The sequence below is a fragment of the Enterobacter sp. N5-15 genome (genome assembly GCF_057221635.1).
In genome coordinates, this window is record NZ_CM170150.1 from 618,487 (window position 1) to 635,801 (window position 17,315).

Below are 17,315 nucleotides of genomic sequence, written 5' to 3' on the forward strand. Positions count from 1 at the left end.
TCGCAATTCCTGCGCTTTTACCTCTCGTTTCTTGATACTTACCCTGATAACTATTATCTTGACCGCGTGTGACGAGAGGTTTCCCCCATGAGTGAAGAAGAACTGTTCAGCCGCAGGCCGATGGGTATGCGGATGGCGATGATCGTGCGCCAGTGGCGTGCCGTCATCGACGATGCCATTCTCGATACCGGGTTAACCCAGTCGAGCTGGACGGTGATGATGCAGCTTCATCAGCTCGGGGATAACGTCTCCATGAGTGAGTTGGCGGAGGTGCAGGGCATTGAACTGCCGCCGCTGATGCGCACCCTGACACAGCTGGAAAAGCAGGGTTACCTGCTGCGCGCGGTATCGCCTTATGACAAGCGCATCCGGCTTCTGACGCTGACGCCTGAGGGAGAAGCCGTATTAAAACGGCTCACTCAGGTTATTGAGACCTATCAGGCGCGCGTATCGCAAAACATCGCGCCGGAACATATCGACATTTTCAGCGCCACCCTGAATCAAATCGCCTGCAATTTGCGGACAATCCGCGAAGAAGATAACAAGACCGAAAAATAATGACTCCTGAACAAAAGTTTGCCCGCTGGGTAAGGGTGAGTATTGCCTCTTTCCTGCTGATGTTTGTCTACTTTATCGTCGCGGATATCTGGATCCCGCTGACGCCGGACTCCACCGTGATGCGCGTGGTGACGCCGGTTTCTCCGCGCGTCTCCGGCTATGTGGCGGCGGTACATGTCCACAACAACAGCCAGGTGAAGAAAGGCGATCTGCTGTTTGAGCTCGACGACACGCCGTTTCGCAATAAGGTGGAAGCGGCGCAAATCGCGCTCGAGCAGGCCCGCCTTTCCAACGAACAGCTGGATGCGCAGCTCGCCGCCGCGCAGGCCAGCCTGAAAACCGCCGTGCTGACCGCGCGTAACGACAAAGTGACCTTCGATCGCTACCAGAAGCTAAGCACGCTGCAGAACGTTTCGCAGGCGGATCTGGATAAGGTCCGCACCACCTGGCAGAGCAGCGAGCAGTCCGTCAGCTCCATCCAGGCCAATATTCATAACCTGCGTATTCAGCGCGGCGAGCGGGACGAGCACCGCAACGTGACGCTGCAAAAATACCGCAACGCGCTGGATGAAGCGGAACTCAACCTCGGCTGGACGAAGGTCTACGCCCAGGCGGACGGCACGGTCAGTAACCTGCAGTTAAGCCCGGGCTTTTACGCTTCGTCCGGCTCAGCCGCGCTGGCGCTGGTGAACAACCAGACCGATATCGTCGCCGATTTTCGTGAAAAAAGCCTGCGCCACACCCATCAGGGCACCGACGCCGCCGTGGTGTTCGACGCCTTCCCGGGGCACGTTTTCCGCGCCCACGTGACCAGCAGCGACGCGGGGATACTGGCGGGTCAGGAGGCCGTGAACGGTCAGCTGTCCGAACCGGAAACCTCCAACCGCTGGGTGCGCGATGCCCAACGCATGCGTATTCACGTCGCGCTGGACGAAGAATTGCCGAAGCATTTGCCGACCGGCGCACGCGCCACCGTGCAGCTCTACAACAGCGAGGGGCCGTTTGCGCGCTTCTTCTCCGGGATGCAGATCCACCTGGTGAGCCTGCTTCACTATGTTTATTAGTTCGATGTCTATTAGCACCCTGGCGCGGGTCTTTACCCCGCACGGCAACATCGTCTATACGGCAAACGACTTTCGCCAGACCCTGCGCATCGTCTTTGCCGGGATGATTGCGCTGAGCATCTCCAGCTTTTACAACACCAGCTACGGCGTGTTTTTTGTGGTCTATCCGATCATGCTCCTGTCGCTGGTGCCGGTCTTTAACCGCCACGTGGCAAAGCAGTTTATCTTCAGCGCCGCGCTTAACTGCGTCGAAATGATCTTCATTATCGGCTATCTGTCGCAATGGCCGGTCATCATGACGCTGGTGGTGTTTGCCCTGTACGTGATGCGCTTTCGCTTTATGAGCAAGGGGCCGCTGTTTCTGTTTGGCTCAATGGGCGTGGTGTGCCAGAGCGTGATGCTCAACTTTATGAGCTACCCCACTACCAACTGGCACACGCTGTTGTTTTCCAACATCGAGGCGAGCGTGATGGCGGTGTGCCTGAGCGCGCTGATGAACTACCTCCTGCCGGACGTCGAGCCCCGCAAGCCGCCGCCGCTGATTGAGAAAGACGATGCCCGTGTGCGCCACGAGTCGCTGCTCTCCGGCACCGTCGCGACGCTGATATTCGTGGTGTTCCAGATTAGCGACTTAAGCGATTCGCTTTCGGCGCTGATGGCGGGGATTTTGATTCTGTTCCCGATGCACTATCGCGGTTCGGTGATGAGCTCTATCTGGCGCGTGGTCGGGGTAGTGCTGGGCTGTCTCTATATTCTGGTGGTGCAGCTGATCCTCTACGATCACAGCAGCCATATGCTGCTGATGATGCCGCTGATCGGCCTCGGGCTGGCGTTTGGCGCGCGCCTGCACGTGATGGAAAAGGTGGGCGCGGGCGTGGGGTTCTCCAGCATCACGACCATCGGCATTATGTTCGGGCAGAACATGCACCCGGACACTGACCTGGTGTTCAGCGATCTGTACCGCATCACTTCCGTCACCTTTTCGCTGGTCGCAACGCTGACGATGGTCTTCCTGGTGCACCTGATCCTCAACCGCTTTGAGGCGACGCGCTACGTCATCGCGCCGCCCAAAGTAGATTAATGCCCCAGCACGGCAGGCAGCTGCGAGAGTAAAAACAGGATCAGGCCAATCGTCCCGCCGACCAGCGTGCCGTTGACGCGGATGAACTGCAGATCTTTACCGATGTTAAGCTCAATCTGGCGGGACATGTCTTTGGCGTCCCAGCTTTTGACCGTGTCGCTGATGTGACGGGTCAGAAACGCCGCGAAATCCGGCGCGAGGCGGTGCGCGGCCTGCTCCAGATGCTCGTTCAGCGACGCCCGCAGGCTGGCGTCGTTAGACAGCGTTTCGCCAAACCACAGCCCGGCGTTGGCGATGCGTTGCTTCACGCGCGAATCCTCGCTTTGCATATCCGCTTTCAGCCACTGGCGCAGGTCAGCCCACATCTCTCCCAGATAGCGGTTAAACGCCTCATCGTTTTTCAGGTAGTGCTTGATGTTGTCGGCTTTCGCCGCCATTTCCGGATCGTTTTTCAGGTTGTCGATAAGCTTCAGCGTGGCGCGGTCGAACGCCTGGCGGATCTGGTGCGTGCGGTCGTGGCTGATATCGTCCAGCAGCGTGTTCACCGCGTTCGACACCATCTCCGCGCTTTGATCGCCCAGCCACTCGGTGGGCAGCACCATCGCCTTGCGCGGGTGTTCGGTCTTCAGCCAGTGGACAATCTGATCGGCAATAAAGTCCCGCGTGCTCTCCCGCTGAATCAGGGTAATCAGGCGGTTGATGATGGCGTCCAGCAGCACCTGGTGGCGGTTGTTTTTGGTCATGCTCTCCAGCATCACGGCGCTGGTTTCGGTGAAGTCGACCTTGTCGATGGCCTTATGCACCGCCCGTTTGAGCAGGCGCTGAATGCGCCCGTCGTCGGTCAGTTCGAGAAAACCGCTCATCACCTGCATCAAATGCAGCCCGACGCGCTGGGCGTTGTCGGGCTTGCTGAACCAGGCGCCGATCATCTGTGCGGGCTCATAGCGGCGGATTAGGGCCACCAACGACTGAGTATCAAGAAACTTCTCCTGCACAAACTGGCCAAGATTGTCGCCGATCCGGTCTTTATTGCGCGGGATGATCGCCGTATGGCGGGAGATAAAGGGAATTGGCACCCGGCGGAACAGCGCGACCACGGCGAACCAGTCTGCCAGCGCGCCGACCATCGCCGCCTCGGCAATGGCCTTCACGCCGCGCACCCAGAAGGTCTGCGGCAGGAACAGGGTGGTGATAAACGCCGCGGCGGCAACCAGCAGCAGCGACAGCGCCAACAGCTTGGCGCGTTTGAGTTCAGCTATTTTTTCCATGGGGTAAGGATAGAGGGAAGCGAGGGGAAAGTGCAAAGAAGGAGAAGGACCTTCGCGTTTCAGCTTCTGGAATGCGCCTTCAGAAAATGAAATTGAACGATGTCGACCGGTTCAATTTACGAACGTTTTGTATATGCTTTTTTGTATATACAATAAGGGAAGGGTACACTATGCCAACGGAGTTTGAATGGGATACCAACAAAGCGAAAAGTAATCTCATTAAGCATGGGATCCGCTTTGAAGAGGCTGTTCTGGTTTTTGACGATCCTTACCATTTATCTCTGCAGGATCGTCATGAAAATGGAGAGTTCCGTTGGCAGACCATTGGCCTTGTACATGGTCTAATTGTCATTATGGTCGCACACACGGTACGTTTTGAAAGTGGTGACGAAGTCATTCGAATCATTAGCGCACGAAAGGCGGACCGTAAAGAGAGGAGCCGTTATGAGCATGGTTAAACATAAACGCGGTAGTGCGCCTGAGGTTAGTGCTCGTCGTGAGGCTGAGCTCAAAGCACTCGCCGAAAAATCGGAAGCAGAGATTGATTACAGCGATATCCCTGCCACGGGGGATGAACAGTGGTCAGGGGCGGTGCGAGGGAAGTTCTATCGGCCACTCAAAACTCAGGCATCTGTACGTATCGACGCTGACGTGATGGAGTGGCTTAAACGGCCTGGAAAAGGTTATCAGACGAGGCTCAATGCCATTTTGCGTGAAGCAATGCTGCGCGATCAAAATAAAAAATAAGCAACGGGCGGCGTCAGGCTGCCCGCTAACTCAGCGTATAATTTCCAGTAGCCGCCACAGCACCCACCCCCCAAACCCCATCAGCGCCACCCCCGCCGTGCGCTCAATCCACCACAGCGAACGGCTGAGCTTCTGTTGAACCACCGATAGCCCCATCAGCGATACCAGCGCCAGATCCCACACCAGCACCACCATCACCATCCAGACGCCGCAGGTCGCCTGCTGAAGCAGCGTCACGTCCGGCCCCAGCAATGCCGTCATCAGCGCCAGATAGAACAGCGCGTTCTTCGGATTTAACAGCGCCGAACCGAGCCCCAGCAGGATCTGCTTGCGCAGGGAAGGGAAGCGCTGGTGAGTTTCATTCAGCGCCAGCGCCTGAGGTCGGCTGCGCACCAGATGCGAGCCGATCCACAGCAGGTACAGCGCCCCGCAAAGCTCGATAAGCGTAAAAAGCCACGTAAACTGGCGCAGCGCGCTCCAGCCGATAATCACCAGCAGGATGTAGAGCCCGTTACCCGCGGCGATGCCGAGGCACAGCCCGGCGCTGCCGCGCAGCCGATAGCGCGCGGCGTAGCCCACCAACAGGAAGAAATCCGGGCCCGGGCTTAGCAGGGCAACAAAGTGCGCCAGCGCCAGAGCGAGAAAAGCGGAAGGAAATAACAGTTCCATAGCGACCTCGGTTAATAATCCGAGGCCAGAGTACGGCGCTGCAGAACCTATTTATTGTCTGATATTGATCGGCCCATGGCATACTGGCGCGGCGTGGCGGCGGTATAGCTGACGAAGGTCTTATGAAAGTGGCTCTGGTCTGCAAAGCCGCTCTGGTAGCCGACGTCGGCAATATCATCTCCAGCGCGCAGCCGCGCCTTGGCGTACTCCACGCGGGAAATGCTGAGGAAGCTGCCCGGCGTCAGGCCGGTGTCCTGCTTGAAGGTGCGAATCAGCGTCTCCTTGCGCAGCGAGAAGCGTTGGGCAAGCTCGTCGAGGGAAGGCGGGCAGGTGAGATCGGAAAGAAATGCCTCCTGAACCTGCTGGCTGGTTGGGCGAAGCGCGTCAGCTCTATCCGCAGCACGGGGAAGGGCAGAAAGCAGTGTCTCCAGTGATGCCTGAGACAGGGTCTCGACAACGTCCAGGTAGTGGGCAAACAGGTCAGGGCTACGAATCACCTGTAGCGCCAGCGGAAGCTCGGTGTCGATATAGAGCATATGGTAGCTGCGCGGATTCCCGGTGACGGGGTTGCAGCTGTGCGGCGCACAGGCAGGGATCACGATGAGGTCCCCGGGGTTAAGGATGTACTGTCTGTCATGACACACGCAGCAGGTCTGGCCCTCCACAATCGCGCCGATGGAGAGCTGAGGGTGACTATGGCGTTTGTACGCCTGCGTACTCTGCCAGGTGCTGCGCAGCTCAAGGCCTGAGGCGCGGTGAAATGTCTGGCGGACGTGTCGGGTATCGGTCATGGGCGCTCCTTCTGAAGGTTTTTTATACCACGTCAGCGAACCGTCTGGCAGCGCTTCATTAAGAACCTTCCGGATATACCCAACTTTACGTCCACGGCCAGTCATGTTGACTACCCTTAATACCCTAAGCGGTAAAACAAGGAGATTCGACATGGCTTATCAGACAGTAAATCCTGCCACTAACCAGCTCATCAAAGAATACCCCTCGCATACCGATGCGGATATCGAAGCGGCGCTCAAGGCGGCCGATGCGCTTTATCATTCGGACTGGGCGAAAGGCGACATCAACCAGCGTCTGCCGGTGCTGCATAAGCTCGCCGACCTGATCGACGAGCGCGCGGAGGATCTGGCGAAAATCGCCAGCCAGGAGATGGGTAAGCTCATCGAACAGAGCCGCGGCGAGGTAAAGCTGTGCGCGCAGATCGCCCGCTACTACGCCGACAACGCGCAGCGGTTCCTGGCCCCGGTGAAGTATCCGTCTGAGCTCGGGGAAGCGTGGGTTGAGCATCACCCCATCGGCGTGCTGATGGCCGTTGAGCCGTGGAACTTTCCGTACTACCAGCTGATGCGCGTTCTGGCGCCCAACCTGGCGGCGGGCAACCCGGTGATCGCCAAGCATGCCAGCATCGTGCCGCACTGCGCCGAGACCTTTGCCCATCTGGTGCGCGAGGCGGGCGCGCCGGAAGGGGCGTGGACCAACCTGTTTATCTCGTCCGAGCAGGTGGCAAACATCATAGCCGACGATCGCGTGCAGGGCGCTGCGCTAACTGGCTCCGAAAAGGCGGGCAGCGCGGTGGCTGCGCAGGCGGCGAAGCACATCAAGAAATCCACGCTGGAGCTGGGCGGTAACGATGTGTTCGTGGTGCTGGACGATGCAGACCTTGAGAGGGCCGTGAAAATTGGCGTGAATGCGCGACTCAATAACGCCGGGCAGGTCTGCACCGCGGCGAAGCGCTTTATTCTGCATGAAAAGATTGCGGATGCCTTCCTGAGTAAATTCACCGAGGCGTTTAAGCAGGTGAAGATTGGCGATCCGCTGGACGAAAGCACCACGCTGGGGCCGCTCTCATCTAAAGATGCGCTCGAAACGCTGACCAAACAGGTTAACGAGGCGGTGAAAAACGGTGCGACGCTGCACTATGGCGGCAAACCGGTACAGCGCGACGGGAGTTTCTTCGAACCGACGATCCTGACGCATATCTCCCGCGATAACCCGGCGTACTTCGAGGAGTTCTTCGGCCCGGTAGCGCAGATTTACGTCGTGAAAAGCGACGACGAGGCGGTCGCGCTGGCGAACGACTCCCACTACGGCCTGGGCGGGGCGGTATTTAGTCAGAATATCGAGCGCGCGAAGAAAATGGCGTCACGGATTGAGACAGGGATGGTGTACATCAACTGGCTCACCGATACTGCGCCAGAGCTGCCGTTCGGCGGCGTGAAGCGCTCCGGCTACGGGCGCGAGCTGTCGGACCTGGGGATCAAAGAGTTTGTGAACCAGAAGCTGGTGGTGGTGCGTAAGTAAGAGATAATCAAAAACCTGCCAACCGGCAGGTTTTTTTAAAGGAGATTATTGCACTTCGATCTTGTCCCAGCCGCTTTTGAACATGCAGCTGTCGACTAACGTATCCCGGCGATATTCGTTCGCGTCTTCGACCGTGTAGCTCGTGGAAATATCCTTTTTCTTGTTCTTTTTGTCCGTTTTTTCCGAGCTCGAACCGGTTACTACGTTATCCGGGGGCAGATCGATCAGGGCCTGCGCTTCGCATTCCGTGAGCTTTTTATTCATGTCAGCGTCGCTGACGCCCGGTTTCACCCATTTGTACTGGACGCAGCCGGTGAGCATCAGCGTGAGGCTCAGAACGCAAAGCGCGGTAATGCGGTGTTTCATCAGAAGGTCACTCCACCGCCTACATATGCGCCGTCAATCAGCGTGTGGCCAGGACGACCGTCTTTGCCATCCACGCTCACGTGGTGGTAACCCACTTTCAGGGTCACTGGCGTAATCGGCGTCCAGCTTACTCCGCCGTTGGCTTCCACGTAGTTTTTCACGCTGTTGTTCAGCCCTTCTGGTGCCACATAGCCTTCACCGTACACGTGGATGCTGTCGGTCAACGCAACGTTTACGCCGCCGCCAATCGGGAACGCCACGCCGTTATCGCCTTTTTTCGGGCCGAGGTAGATCGCCTTCGCGCCCGCATTCAGCATCACCGGGCCCACTTCCAGGTTGTAGCCTGCGCCCACGCCGCCGGTCTGGGTGCCGTCGTCGGTGTTTTTGAGCCAGTTACTTTCAAGATAAACACCGGATGAGGATTTACCCATTTCCAGATTGAGGTTGGTAAAGTTTTTACCCTGCTCAACGGTGCCGCCCATCGCCAGTGCGGAACCCGATACGGCAGCCAGAGCAGAAAGAAGAAGGATATTCAGTTTTTTCATGTTTTATGCCTCGTCATTAAATTCATCTGGGCGCACCTTAACAAGCGATGTTTATGACTGCAAATGTGATATAAATCGCGGTTTTATACTGATATTGTTAAGTTTTTTATTGCAATTGTTGCATTGGTGTTTGATTGTCGGGGTGTCAACAGGGGATGTTTTTGGCGTTTAGGAACCGTTTAGTTTTTTGACTAAACATAAACTGAACGAGGCGGGGATAGTGATTTGAGATGAATTAATTGGGTTTCTAATAATTTCCGAAAATGTTTCACCTGTCACACAAAACAACAAAGCCTTACATTTCGAGTGATGAATATACGTTCAATCGCGCAGGTCGGTTTCCTTTTCATGTCATTTTTCTGACACGTTTATTCTTTACGTTGTTGGCTTCACTAACTGGATGCTAACAATATGAAAAGAAAAATTATTCCTGTGCTAATCGGTTGTGCGCTTTCTTTCTCTGGCCTGGCGGCGCAGCCTACTGCTGAGCGCTATGTCGTCAGCTTCCCTGAAGGCTCCCACGTGAGCTACAGCGGCGCGTTTGCCAGGGCGTTTCCGAACGGACTGCCCGTGGGAATCGGTTCTGGCCTGCTGTTTACGGGCAAGCAGGGCGACGCCCTGACCTTTGCGACCGTGACCGATCGCGGTCCAAACGCCGATGCGCCAAAAATGGGGAAAAACGAAGCCAAAATATTTGTCACGCCAGATTTCGCGCCGCTGCTGATGACCATCCGCGTTCAGAAAGGCAAAGCGGAGGCTGTTGATGCCCGCCCGCTGCATGATGATAAAGGCGAGATTAACGGTCTGCCGCTGCAAAGCGGCGTGATTGGCTCCACCAATGAGGTCGCGTTCAGCGATACCCTCAACATCCTGAAGGGTGACAACCGTGGCCTGGACACGGAAGGCATCACGCCGGACGGGAAAGGCGGCTACTGGCTGTGCGACGAGTATGGCCCGTTCCTGATTAACGTCGACAGCAAAGGGAAGATCCTGGCAATCCACGGGCCGCAGGCCGCGGAAGGGGAGAAATCCATCGCGGGCGGTCTGCCAAACATCATCAAATGGCGCCAGGCTAACCGTGGCTTTGAAGGCCTGACCCGAATGCCGGACGGGCGGATTATCGCCGCCGTGCAAAGCACGCTGGATATCGACGGTAAGAGCAAAAAGCAGGCGCTGTTTACGCGTCTGGTGAGCTTCGACCCGGCGACCGGGAAAACCGCGATGTACGGTTACCCAATCGACAGCGCGGCCTACGGTAAAAACAGCGACGCCAAAATCGGCGACATTGTGGCGCTCGATGACCAGCACATCCTGCTGATTGAGCAGGGAAGCGATAAAAACGACGGCATGCGTAACCTGATTTACAAGGTGGATCTCAGCAAGGCGAGCGACCTTTCCGCCTTTGACAAGCCGGGTGAGTACCCGGAGTTTGATGATGAGAAAACCCTGGCGCAGCGCGGCATAACGCTTGCGGCTAAAACGCAGGTTGTCGATCTCCGCGCGCTGGGCTGGCAGCAGGAGAAGGCCGAAGGGCTGGCGCTAATTGACAGCAAAACGCTGGCGGTGGCGAACGATAACGATTTTGGCGTGAAGGTGGCGATGCAAAACCCGGTCGAGGGCAAGAAGCTCAAGGATTATCGGGTGAACGCGGAAGGCAAGCTGACGCTGGATGATAAACCGGTTGAAACCACGCTCAGCGTGAAGCCGCTGAAGAAGCCGGAGTCGGACAGCGAGTTGTGGATTATAACGCTGCCGGAAGCGGTGAAATAAGTTTACCCCCCACCCTAACCCTCTCCCCATGTACAGTCCGGGGACATGGTAGACAGGTGTTCGGGGACATGGTGAACACTTTTTATCATCCTTTACCCATGGTGATCGACTTTTTCTTCAGGTCGATCACCCCCACTTTCGTGCTGTACCACCACACCTCGTAGCTGCCGTCTTCCTGCATCTCCTTCAGCCCGACCCGTTCTCCCCTGAACGCCTTGCCTGCCTTCAGACTTACCCCTTTCACGCTCAGCTTTCCGCTGATATCCACCTTCCTGACCATCACGCCCTCGTCGTATTCCGGGGGCGTTGTGGTGCAGCTGTACTGCCGCGCTGACGGCTGATACCGCGAGCCCGGTACCGCCATATCCAGCGCCTCGTGCGGGCGTTCAAGGTTATAGACCGTCCGCCAGTGGTCGAAGGCGCGCTGCAGCTCACCGCTGTCTGCGAACCATTTTCCCTGCAGTACTTCCGCCTTCAGGCTGCGGTGAAAACGCTCCAGCTTGCCCTGCGTCTGCGGATGATAAGGCCGGGAGTGCCCCACCCGGATACCGTGGCGCATCAGCCACAGCTCCAGCGCCGTCCAGGTGCCGGTGGTGTCTCCCCACGGTGAGCCGTTGTCCATCGTCATCCGGTCCGGCAGGCCGTAACGCTCAAACACGCTGACCAGCTGCTGCTGCACGGTCTCGCGCCGTTCATCGGTACAGTGCGCCAGGCACAGGGAAAAACGGGAGTGGTCGTCCAGCAGGGTGAGCGGATGGCAGCGGCCGCCGCCAAAGGGAAAGTGGCCCTTAAAATCCATCTGCCAGAGGCGGTTCGGCGCGTCATGTTCGAACCGTCCCGTGGGGGGAATGCCCGGTGAAGCGCCCGGCAGCAGACCATGGCGGGCCATCAGGCTATGGACGGTGCTGAAGGCGGGCATGCGGTGCCCCTGGTCCTCGAGCCAGCGCTTTATCTTGCGTGCGCCCCAGCGCTCATGGCGGTCATGCGCCATGCGCAGCAGGGCTGTGATGTCGTCAGATGAGCGGTTCGGGGAATGGTGCGGTATGCGCGGGCGGTCCTGAAGGCCGGCGGCACCTTCCTGAGCCCAGCGGCGAAGCCACTTGTAGCCTGTGGCAGGTGAAATACCGTAGTGACGGCAGAGGGAACGAATGTTCGCCCCGTCCTGCGAGGCGAACAAAACAAACTCGGTACGTAATGACATGGTATCTCTCGCATCCCAGGGCATAAGCGACTCCATAAACGGGTTCTTATGCCTTAGTTGTAAGTGTCTACCATGTCCCCGAACAAGTGTTCACTATGTCCCCGGACCGTACACCCCATAGGGGAGAGGGGATTGTTCGGTGCTTACTGGACAGCTAGACCGTCTTAACGCTCTTTTCCCAGGTCTCGACCAGATGATCTCGCAGGCCTCCGGTTCCATGCATAGTCACCAGAAGATTCTGTCGCGCGCGGGTAAAACCGACGTAAAGGCGCTTGATATCGTCACTCAGATCTTCACTGTCCCTTTCCTTTGCGGCATCCATAATGGCGACCGAGTTAAACTCAAGCCCTTTGCTGCTGGGAAGCGGCATGACGCAGAGGAAATCATTCTGCGGTGACCAGTGCTTTTTATCATCGCTGGAGACAATCATCTGGTATGGGATCTTGCGGGCTTCGAGCCTTGGCCCGAGCATACCTGAAATGCTGTAAGTTGAGGGGCACAGTATGGCGATTTCCGACCATGCAATCCCCTGCTGTCGCTGTTCAGTAACCCAATCGAGAACGCGTGTAATCTCCTCGTCCTGATTATCAAAGCTGTCCAGCGCCGGATATTGCCCGGACAGTCCTCCTGCGGCAGGCAGCTGGTATTTGAGGGAATCTTCGATGTGATTATTGAGATAATTAAATGCAACGCTGCTGGCGAAGTGAAGTATTTGCCGGGTGTTGCGATAATTGGTATCGAGAATTGTTGTGCGACCCTGAGCCTTTATATCGACGCTGGACAGGGTGAAATCGAGAGCTTTCTTTTTTTGATAGATTGACTGAGCGTCATCGTACAGGAAAAGCAGGGCGCTATCTTTATTGTCCGGCATCTTAGCGAGAATTCTTAGCCATTCCGGCTTAAAATCGTGTCCTTCATCTATCAAAACGGCGCTGTACTGCTCTGGTTTGATAACCCCTTCTTCAAATGCCACCGTTAGCGCATTTTCCATTAGCTCAATAAAGTTTTTGCTCTTTGGGGGAATACGTCGTTGCGCGTTTAACTGCTGGTAGCACCAGGCATGAAAATGGATAACCTCGACAGGAAGTCTCAGACTGTGGTGTTCGAGCTGCGCTTTGAGTTTTTTGGCCAGCGTAATGTTGTAGCAAATCACCAGTATCGGTTTGGTGTTTTCAATATTATTGGCAAGCTCAATGCAGCGGTGATACAGAATGAGCGTTTTGCCGGATCCTGCTACGCCGTGAATTACCCTGTGTCCTGCCCCCATACTTCGGGCGAGCTGTTCCTGGTATCTGTCCATCATGCAAACCACATCAGGGGTGTGGAACGTAAAATTGTCCAGATCAACCCGCGTCACGGATGGGTTAATGCGTACATCGGGATACAGATGCCATCTGATGCGGTCGAACTGCTGCGGTGTTGCGTGATGAACGAAGCGATGTTTGAGAAGGGATTCGAGCCGGTCAGAGATTTGTTCTCTTGTCATAAACTCGTTGAGCTCGTCTTTGCATATCACCTGGCTGGTGGGCAAAATTTCATTTAACTCCACGGGTGTAAAACTCTTTTCCAGCTGTGCCCGGGTTATGTTGCTCAAATAAACACCATATCCATACGGAATAATAAAACCGCCCTCATGATCTCCCTGCTGCTGGCGAAGCAGGGGATCTTTTTTCAGGCTATTGATGATATGAAAGGTATATTGCCTAACCTGTTCGAGTGGGTTCTTCAACGGCTCTATGCCGTTTTTGGTTTCATAATCAATATGCGTTTTATTAGCCGATTTTATTTTTGTGATAAACCAGTCTTTCACTTCTATAAACAACAGCCCTTTTTCAGGGGCCAGAATGACAAAATCAGGATGATCGTCTTTGTCTCCCATTCGGGTGTCATACCAGCAGGTACATTGCTCACTGAGCCCACCCTCCAGAAGCCTTGCCAGCCTTTTCTCTCCGGCCGTAATCTTCTCGCTACAGCTGCTTATTGTGGGAATAATGATTGCCATATTACGCCTACCAATTCATGAAAATTATACAAATCCAATTAATTAATATTGCAATGAATATTAATCAAAGCATGATTTCATTATTGTTAAGAACATTAACAGACAATATTGCAAACAGAAAGTGCGACCCGCGCATTTGGCATCAATGAAATACGCTCCCTTTCCTCATTAAAAGGGAGCCACTATTTACTTTTTCAGCCCCGCAAACGCCGCTCGAATCTCCTCTTCCGGGAGTTGGATACCTATAAACACCATCACGCTGCGCGGCGTTTCATCGCCCCACGGTCTGTCCCAGTCGGCGCTATAAAGGCGCTGCACGCCCTGGAACAGCAGGCGGTTCGGCTCGCCGTCAATCCACAGCATACCTTTGTAGCGCAGCAGCTTGTCGGCAAACGACAGCAGCAGGTTCTCCATCACGCGCGAAACCTCGCCGATGCCCACCGGGTAGTCCAGCTCGACCACAATCGACGCCACGTCGTTTTGCTTATCTCCCATAAAGTGGAAGCGCGGTTTTGCGGTGACGTTCTCTTCCAGCATAAAGCCGTTGGTGTTGAACAACTGAGACAGATCGATGTCGCCATGTGTCACCGTGTAAATCGGCGCGCGGGAGTTGATGCGGGTCAGGCGCTCGCGCAGCTTAACGCTTTCGCCCGCCACGTCGGTTTTGGTCAGCAGGATGCGGTCAGCGTAGCCCACCTGAGACTGGGCGATGGTGAACTGGTTCATCTGATCGTCGGCGTGAACCGCATCCACCAGGGCAATCACGCCGTCCAGCATGTAGCGCTGGCAGAGGATCTCGTGAGAGAAAAAGGTCTGAATAATCGGGCCAGGGTCGGCCATCCCGGTGCACTCGATCACAAGACGGTCAAAGTCGATCTCGCCGCGGTCGCGGCTGTCGAGCAGGTCCAGCAGGGCGTCTTCTAATTCGTTAGAGCGGGTGCAGCAGATGCAGCCGTTGGTGAGGGTTTTGATCTGGGTGGCGCGATCGCCAATCAGCTGATCGTCTACCGAGACCTCACCAAATTCGTTTTCGATGACGGCAATTTTGAAGCCGTGCTGTTCATTCAGGATGTGGCGCAGCAGGGTGGTCTTACCGGCGCCGAGAAAACCGGTCAGCAGGGTAACGGCAATCGGGGTCATGGTCTCTCCTTTAGCAGCAGCGGACGCCGCCTTCTCCACTTCCGCCGTAGCGCGCTTCCTGACGCTCGCGGAAGAATTCGGTGTAGGTCATGTACGGCTTATCCGGATGGTTGGTCTTCATATGCTCAACGTAGTTGTCATAGTCCGGAATGCCAATCAGCATTTTCGCCGCCTGACCGAGGTATTTTTTTGCTTCGCCTAAGTTACCAAACATTGTAGGTTCCAGACAGAAAAAGCCCGGCGATGTGAGTCCGCTGGGCTTGTGTTCCCCTCACCCCAGCCCTCTCCCAAAGGGAGAGGGGGAGGATTGCGGATTAATGGTGTGAAGAGGTCTTCACGCCGCCTTCCGGCACCGGCACGTACGGGGTTTCTTTATCCGTACGACCGTCGGCGTTGCGCACGTTCAGCCAGGTTTTGATGCCGTAGAAGATGATGCTGTACACCACCACCAGGAACAGAATGCTCAGACCCGCGTTGGTGTAGTTGTTCACCACGATATGGTTCATGTTGGCAATCTGCTGCGCGGTCAGATCCGCGCCGCCTGCGGCAATCTTCTCTTTGTACTGGTTAGCCATGAAGAAGAAGCCTTCCAGCTGCGGGTTGGCGCTGAACAGCTTCAGGCCAAGCGCCCAGGTGGTGCAGAGCAGCAGCCACAGCGCAGGAACAACCGTTACCCAGATGTATTTGGTGCGTTTCATCTTCACGAGGACCACGGTACCGAGCACCAGAGCAACGGCTGCGAGCATCTGGTTAGAGATACCGAACAGCGGCCACAGGCTCTTCACGCCGCCGAGCGGGTCGACAACGCCCTGATACAGGAGGTAGCCCCACAGGCCGACGCAGCCCGCAGTACCCAGAATACCCGCGACCAGAGAGTCGGTTTTCTTCAGGAACGGCACGAAGTTACCGAGCAGGTCCTGCAGCATGAAGCGGCCCGCACGGGTACCGGCGTCCAGCGCGGTCAGGATGAACAGCGCTTCGAACAGAATACCGAAGTGGTACCAGAAGCCCATGTCCGCCCACGGCAGCACTTTGTGGAACACGTGTGCGATACCGACGGCAAGCGTAGGTGCACCGCCTGCGCGGTTCAGCACGGACGGTTCGCCGATGTCCTTCGCCGTCTGCATGATCTGCTCTGGCGAAATCACGAAGCCCCAGGAGCTGACGGTCGCCGCCGCGTGTGCGCTCGCGTCCTTCAGCTGCGCCATAATCAGCGCCGCGTTGTCGCCGCCCATCTCGTGCAGGTTTGGCATGGTGATGCCGAGGCCAGCAGGCGGGGTGTTCATCGCGAAGTACAGACCCGGTTCGATAATCGAGGCTGCAACCAGCGCCATGATCGCCACGAAGGACTCCATCAGCATCGCGCCGTAGCCGATCAGACGCGCGTCTTTCTCGTTCGCCAGCAGCTTAGGCGTGGTGCCGGACGCAATCAGGGCGTGGAAGCCGGAGACCGCACCGCAGGCGATGGTGATGAACAGGAACGGGAACAGGGCGCCTTTCCACAGCGGGCCGGTGCCGTCGATGTACTGCGTGACCGCAGGCATTTTCAGATCCGGGTTAATCACCAGGATGCCGATCGCCAGACCGACGATAACGCCGATTTTGAGGAAGGTCGCCAGGTAGTCGCGCGGGGCCAGAATCAGCCAGACCGGCAGCAGCGCGGAGATAAACGCATAGCCAATCAGCGCGAAGGTAATGGTGGTGTCCTTGAAGGTCAGCGCCGGGCCCCAGTACGGGTCGTGCGCAATCACGCCGCCGAAGTAGATGGAGGCCACCAGCAGCACGATACCAATCACCGACACTTCACCCACGCGTCCCGGACGCAGGAATCGCATGTAGATCCCCATGAACAGCGCAATCGGCACGGTTGAGCAGACGGTGAAGACGCCCCACGGGCTTTCGGCCAGCGCTTTCACCACGATCAGGGCCAGCACCGCGAGGATGATGATCATAATCAGGAAGCAGCCGAACAGGGCGATGGTCCCCGGCACGCGGCCCATCTCTTCTTTGACCATCTCACCCAGAGAGGCGCCGTTACGGCGAGAAGAGATAAACAGCACCATAAAGTCCTGCACCGCACCCGCCAGCACTACGCCCGCGAGCAGCCACAGGGTACCCGGCAGGTAGCCCATCTGCGCGGCCAGCACCGGGCCGACCAGCGGGCCTGCACCGGCGATAGCGGCAAAGTGGTGACCAAACAGCACGTAGCGGTTGGTTGGCACGTAGTTCAGGCCGTCATTGTTAATGACCGCCGGAGTGGCGCGCGTCGGGTCGAGCTTCATGACCTTCTGCGCGATGTACAAGCTGTAGTAGCGATAAGCAACAAGATAGACGGAAACGGACGCGACCACGATCCACAGGGCGCTTACGTGTTCGCCCCGGCGCAATGCGACAACCGCCAGACAAAAAGCGCCGAGGATCCCGAGTAAGGCCCAGGGCACGTGCTTCAGTAGTTTTTTAGTATCCATAGTAAGACCTGGTTTTTTATGTAAAGAAAAAAGGGTCAGGGTTCGTTGTGAGGAGGTATTGATTAATGCTGGAGCGATCGTGCCAGATCCTCGCGCGTGTAAAGGACGGTAAATGAATGAGTG

Annotated in this window: 16 protein-coding genes and 1 pseudogene; 7 read left to right on the plus strand and 10 right to left on the minus strand. The window is 56.5% G+C overall.

The features are described from left to right. Positions 1–87 precede the first annotated feature (87 nt). The 3 genes from AC2TE5_RS02905 to AC2TE5_RS02915 are packed head-to-tail and all read left to right on the plus strand — an operon-like array spanning position 88 to position 2,703. Positions 88–558 (plus strand): MarR family winged helix-turn-helix transcriptional regulator, encoded by a 471-nt coding sequence (locus tag AC2TE5_RS02905; protein WP_484612631.1) that lies wholly within the window; start codon positions 88–90, stop codon positions 556–558. Further along, positions 555–1,622 carry an HlyD family secretion protein gene (locus AC2TE5_RS02910; RefSeq protein WP_484613307.1) on the plus strand — a complete coding sequence of 356 codons (1,068 nt, stop codon included), beginning with the start codon at positions 555–557 and terminating at the stop codon, positions 1,620–1,622. Before AC2TE5_RS02905 ends, AC2TE5_RS02910 begins: the two co-directional genes overlap by 4 nt. A 4-nt stretch (positions 1,623–1,626) precedes the next feature. Beyond that, positions 1,627–2,703: a DUF2955 domain-containing protein gene (locus tag AC2TE5_RS02915; RefSeq protein ID WP_119935694.1), complete on the plus strand. Its 1,077-nt coding sequence runs from the start codon at positions 1,627–1,629 to the stop codon at positions 2,701–2,703. Here the strand turns inward: AC2TE5_RS02915 and AC2TE5_RS02920 are convergent. Beyond that, complete coding sequence (locus AC2TE5_RS02920) at positions 2,700–3,971, minus strand: DUF445 domain-containing protein (RefSeq protein WP_032660921.1); 1,272 nt, start codon at positions 3,969–3,971, stop codon at positions 2,700–2,702. The genes AC2TE5_RS02915 and AC2TE5_RS02920 overlap by 4 nt on opposite strands. A 170-nt stretch (positions 3,972–4,141) precedes the next feature. Between AC2TE5_RS02920 and AC2TE5_RS02925 the strand changes: the two genes are divergently transcribed. Further along, positions 4,142–4,429 (plus strand): BrnT family toxin, encoded by a 288-nt coding sequence (locus AC2TE5_RS02925; RefSeq protein ID WP_010427219.1) that lies wholly within the window; start codon positions 4,142–4,144, stop codon positions 4,427–4,429. Further along, the gene (locus AC2TE5_RS02930; protein ID WP_116342305.1) at positions 4,416–4,718 is read left to right on the plus strand and encodes a BrnA antitoxin family protein; all 303 of its coding nucleotides are present in this window, start codon (positions 4,416–4,418) and stop codon (positions 4,716–4,718) included. Before AC2TE5_RS02925 ends, AC2TE5_RS02930 begins: the two co-directional genes overlap by 14 nt. Positions 4,719–4,748: 30 nt before the next feature. On the opposite strand, the gene AC2TE5_RS02935 is transcribed toward AC2TE5_RS02930, so the two are convergent. Together AC2TE5_RS02935 and AC2TE5_RS02940 are read right to left on the minus strand one after the other, a co-directional pair. Further along, entirely contained in the window at positions 4,749–5,387 is a 639-nt protein-coding gene (locus tag AC2TE5_RS02935; RefSeq protein ID WP_484612632.1) for a LysE family translocator, read from the minus strand. A 47-nt stretch (positions 5,388–5,434) separates the two neighbouring features. Further along, a complete protein-coding gene (locus AC2TE5_RS02940) occupies positions 5,435–6,178 on the minus strand; it encodes a helix-turn-helix domain-containing protein (protein ID WP_484612633.1) in 744 nt (247 codons plus the stop codon). 151 nt (positions 6,179–6,329) lie between these two features. Between AC2TE5_RS02940 and AC2TE5_RS02945 the strand changes: the two genes are divergently transcribed. After that, positions 6,330–7,700: an NAD-dependent succinate-semialdehyde dehydrogenase gene (locus AC2TE5_RS02945; RefSeq protein WP_484612634.1), complete on the plus strand. Its 1,371-nt coding sequence runs from the start codon at positions 6,330–6,332 to the stop codon at positions 7,698–7,700. Between the two features lie 45 nt (positions 7,701–7,745). Here AC2TE5_RS02945 and AC2TE5_RS02950 read toward each other — a convergent pair whose 3' ends face one another. Then, on the minus strand, positions 7,746–8,066 hold the full coding sequence (locus tag AC2TE5_RS02950) for a hypothetical protein (RefSeq protein WP_193940835.1): 321 nt from the start codon (positions 8,064–8,066) through the stop codon (positions 7,746–7,748). Beyond that, positions 8,066–8,611, minus strand: a complete 546-nt coding sequence (locus AC2TE5_RS02955; protein ID WP_484612635.1) for a YfaZ family outer membrane protein — start codon at positions 8,609–8,611, stop codon at positions 8,066–8,068. The genes AC2TE5_RS02950 and AC2TE5_RS02955 overlap by 1 nt, the downstream gene beginning before the upstream one ends. A gap of 411 nt (positions 8,612–9,022) precedes the next feature. On the opposite strand from AC2TE5_RS02955, the gene AC2TE5_RS02960 reads away from it, so the two are divergent. Continuing rightward, positions 9,023–10,381: an esterase-like activity of phytase family protein gene (locus AC2TE5_RS02960; protein ID WP_484612636.1), complete on the plus strand. Its 1,359-nt coding sequence runs from the start codon at positions 9,023–9,025 to the stop codon at positions 10,379–10,381. Positions 10,382–10,395: 14 nt separating this feature from the next. Here the strand turns inward: AC2TE5_RS02960 and AC2TE5_RS02965 are convergent. The 5 genes and pseudogenes from AC2TE5_RS02965 to AC2TE5_RS02985 form a co-directional block, all read right to left on the minus strand. Further along, positions 10,396–11,606: pseudogene (locus AC2TE5_RS02965) on the minus strand (IS481 family transposase). Between the two features lie 130 nt (positions 11,607–11,736). Further along, positions 11,737–13,584, minus strand: a complete 1,848-nt coding sequence (locus AC2TE5_RS02970; protein WP_484612637.1) for a 3'-5' exonuclease — start codon at positions 13,582–13,584, stop codon at positions 11,737–11,739. Between the two features lie 186 nt (positions 13,585–13,770). Next, positions 13,771–14,724 (minus strand): GTPase, encoded by a 954-nt coding sequence (gene yjiA, locus AC2TE5_RS02975; protein ID WP_484612638.1) that lies wholly within the window; start codon positions 14,722–14,724, stop codon positions 13,771–13,773. Between the two features lie 10 nt (positions 14,725–14,734). Further along, the gene (locus tag AC2TE5_RS02980; RefSeq protein ID WP_003856610.1) at positions 14,735–14,938 is read right to left on the minus strand and encodes a YbdD/YjiX family protein; all 204 of its coding nucleotides are present in this window, start codon (positions 14,936–14,938) and stop codon (positions 14,735–14,737) included. A 100-nt stretch (positions 14,939–15,038) separates the two neighbouring features. Beyond that, complete coding sequence (locus AC2TE5_RS02985; protein WP_023334384.1) at positions 15,039–17,192, minus strand: carbon starvation CstA family protein; 2,154 nt, start codon at positions 17,190–17,192, stop codon at positions 15,039–15,041. Positions 17,193–17,315 lie beyond the last annotated feature (123 nt).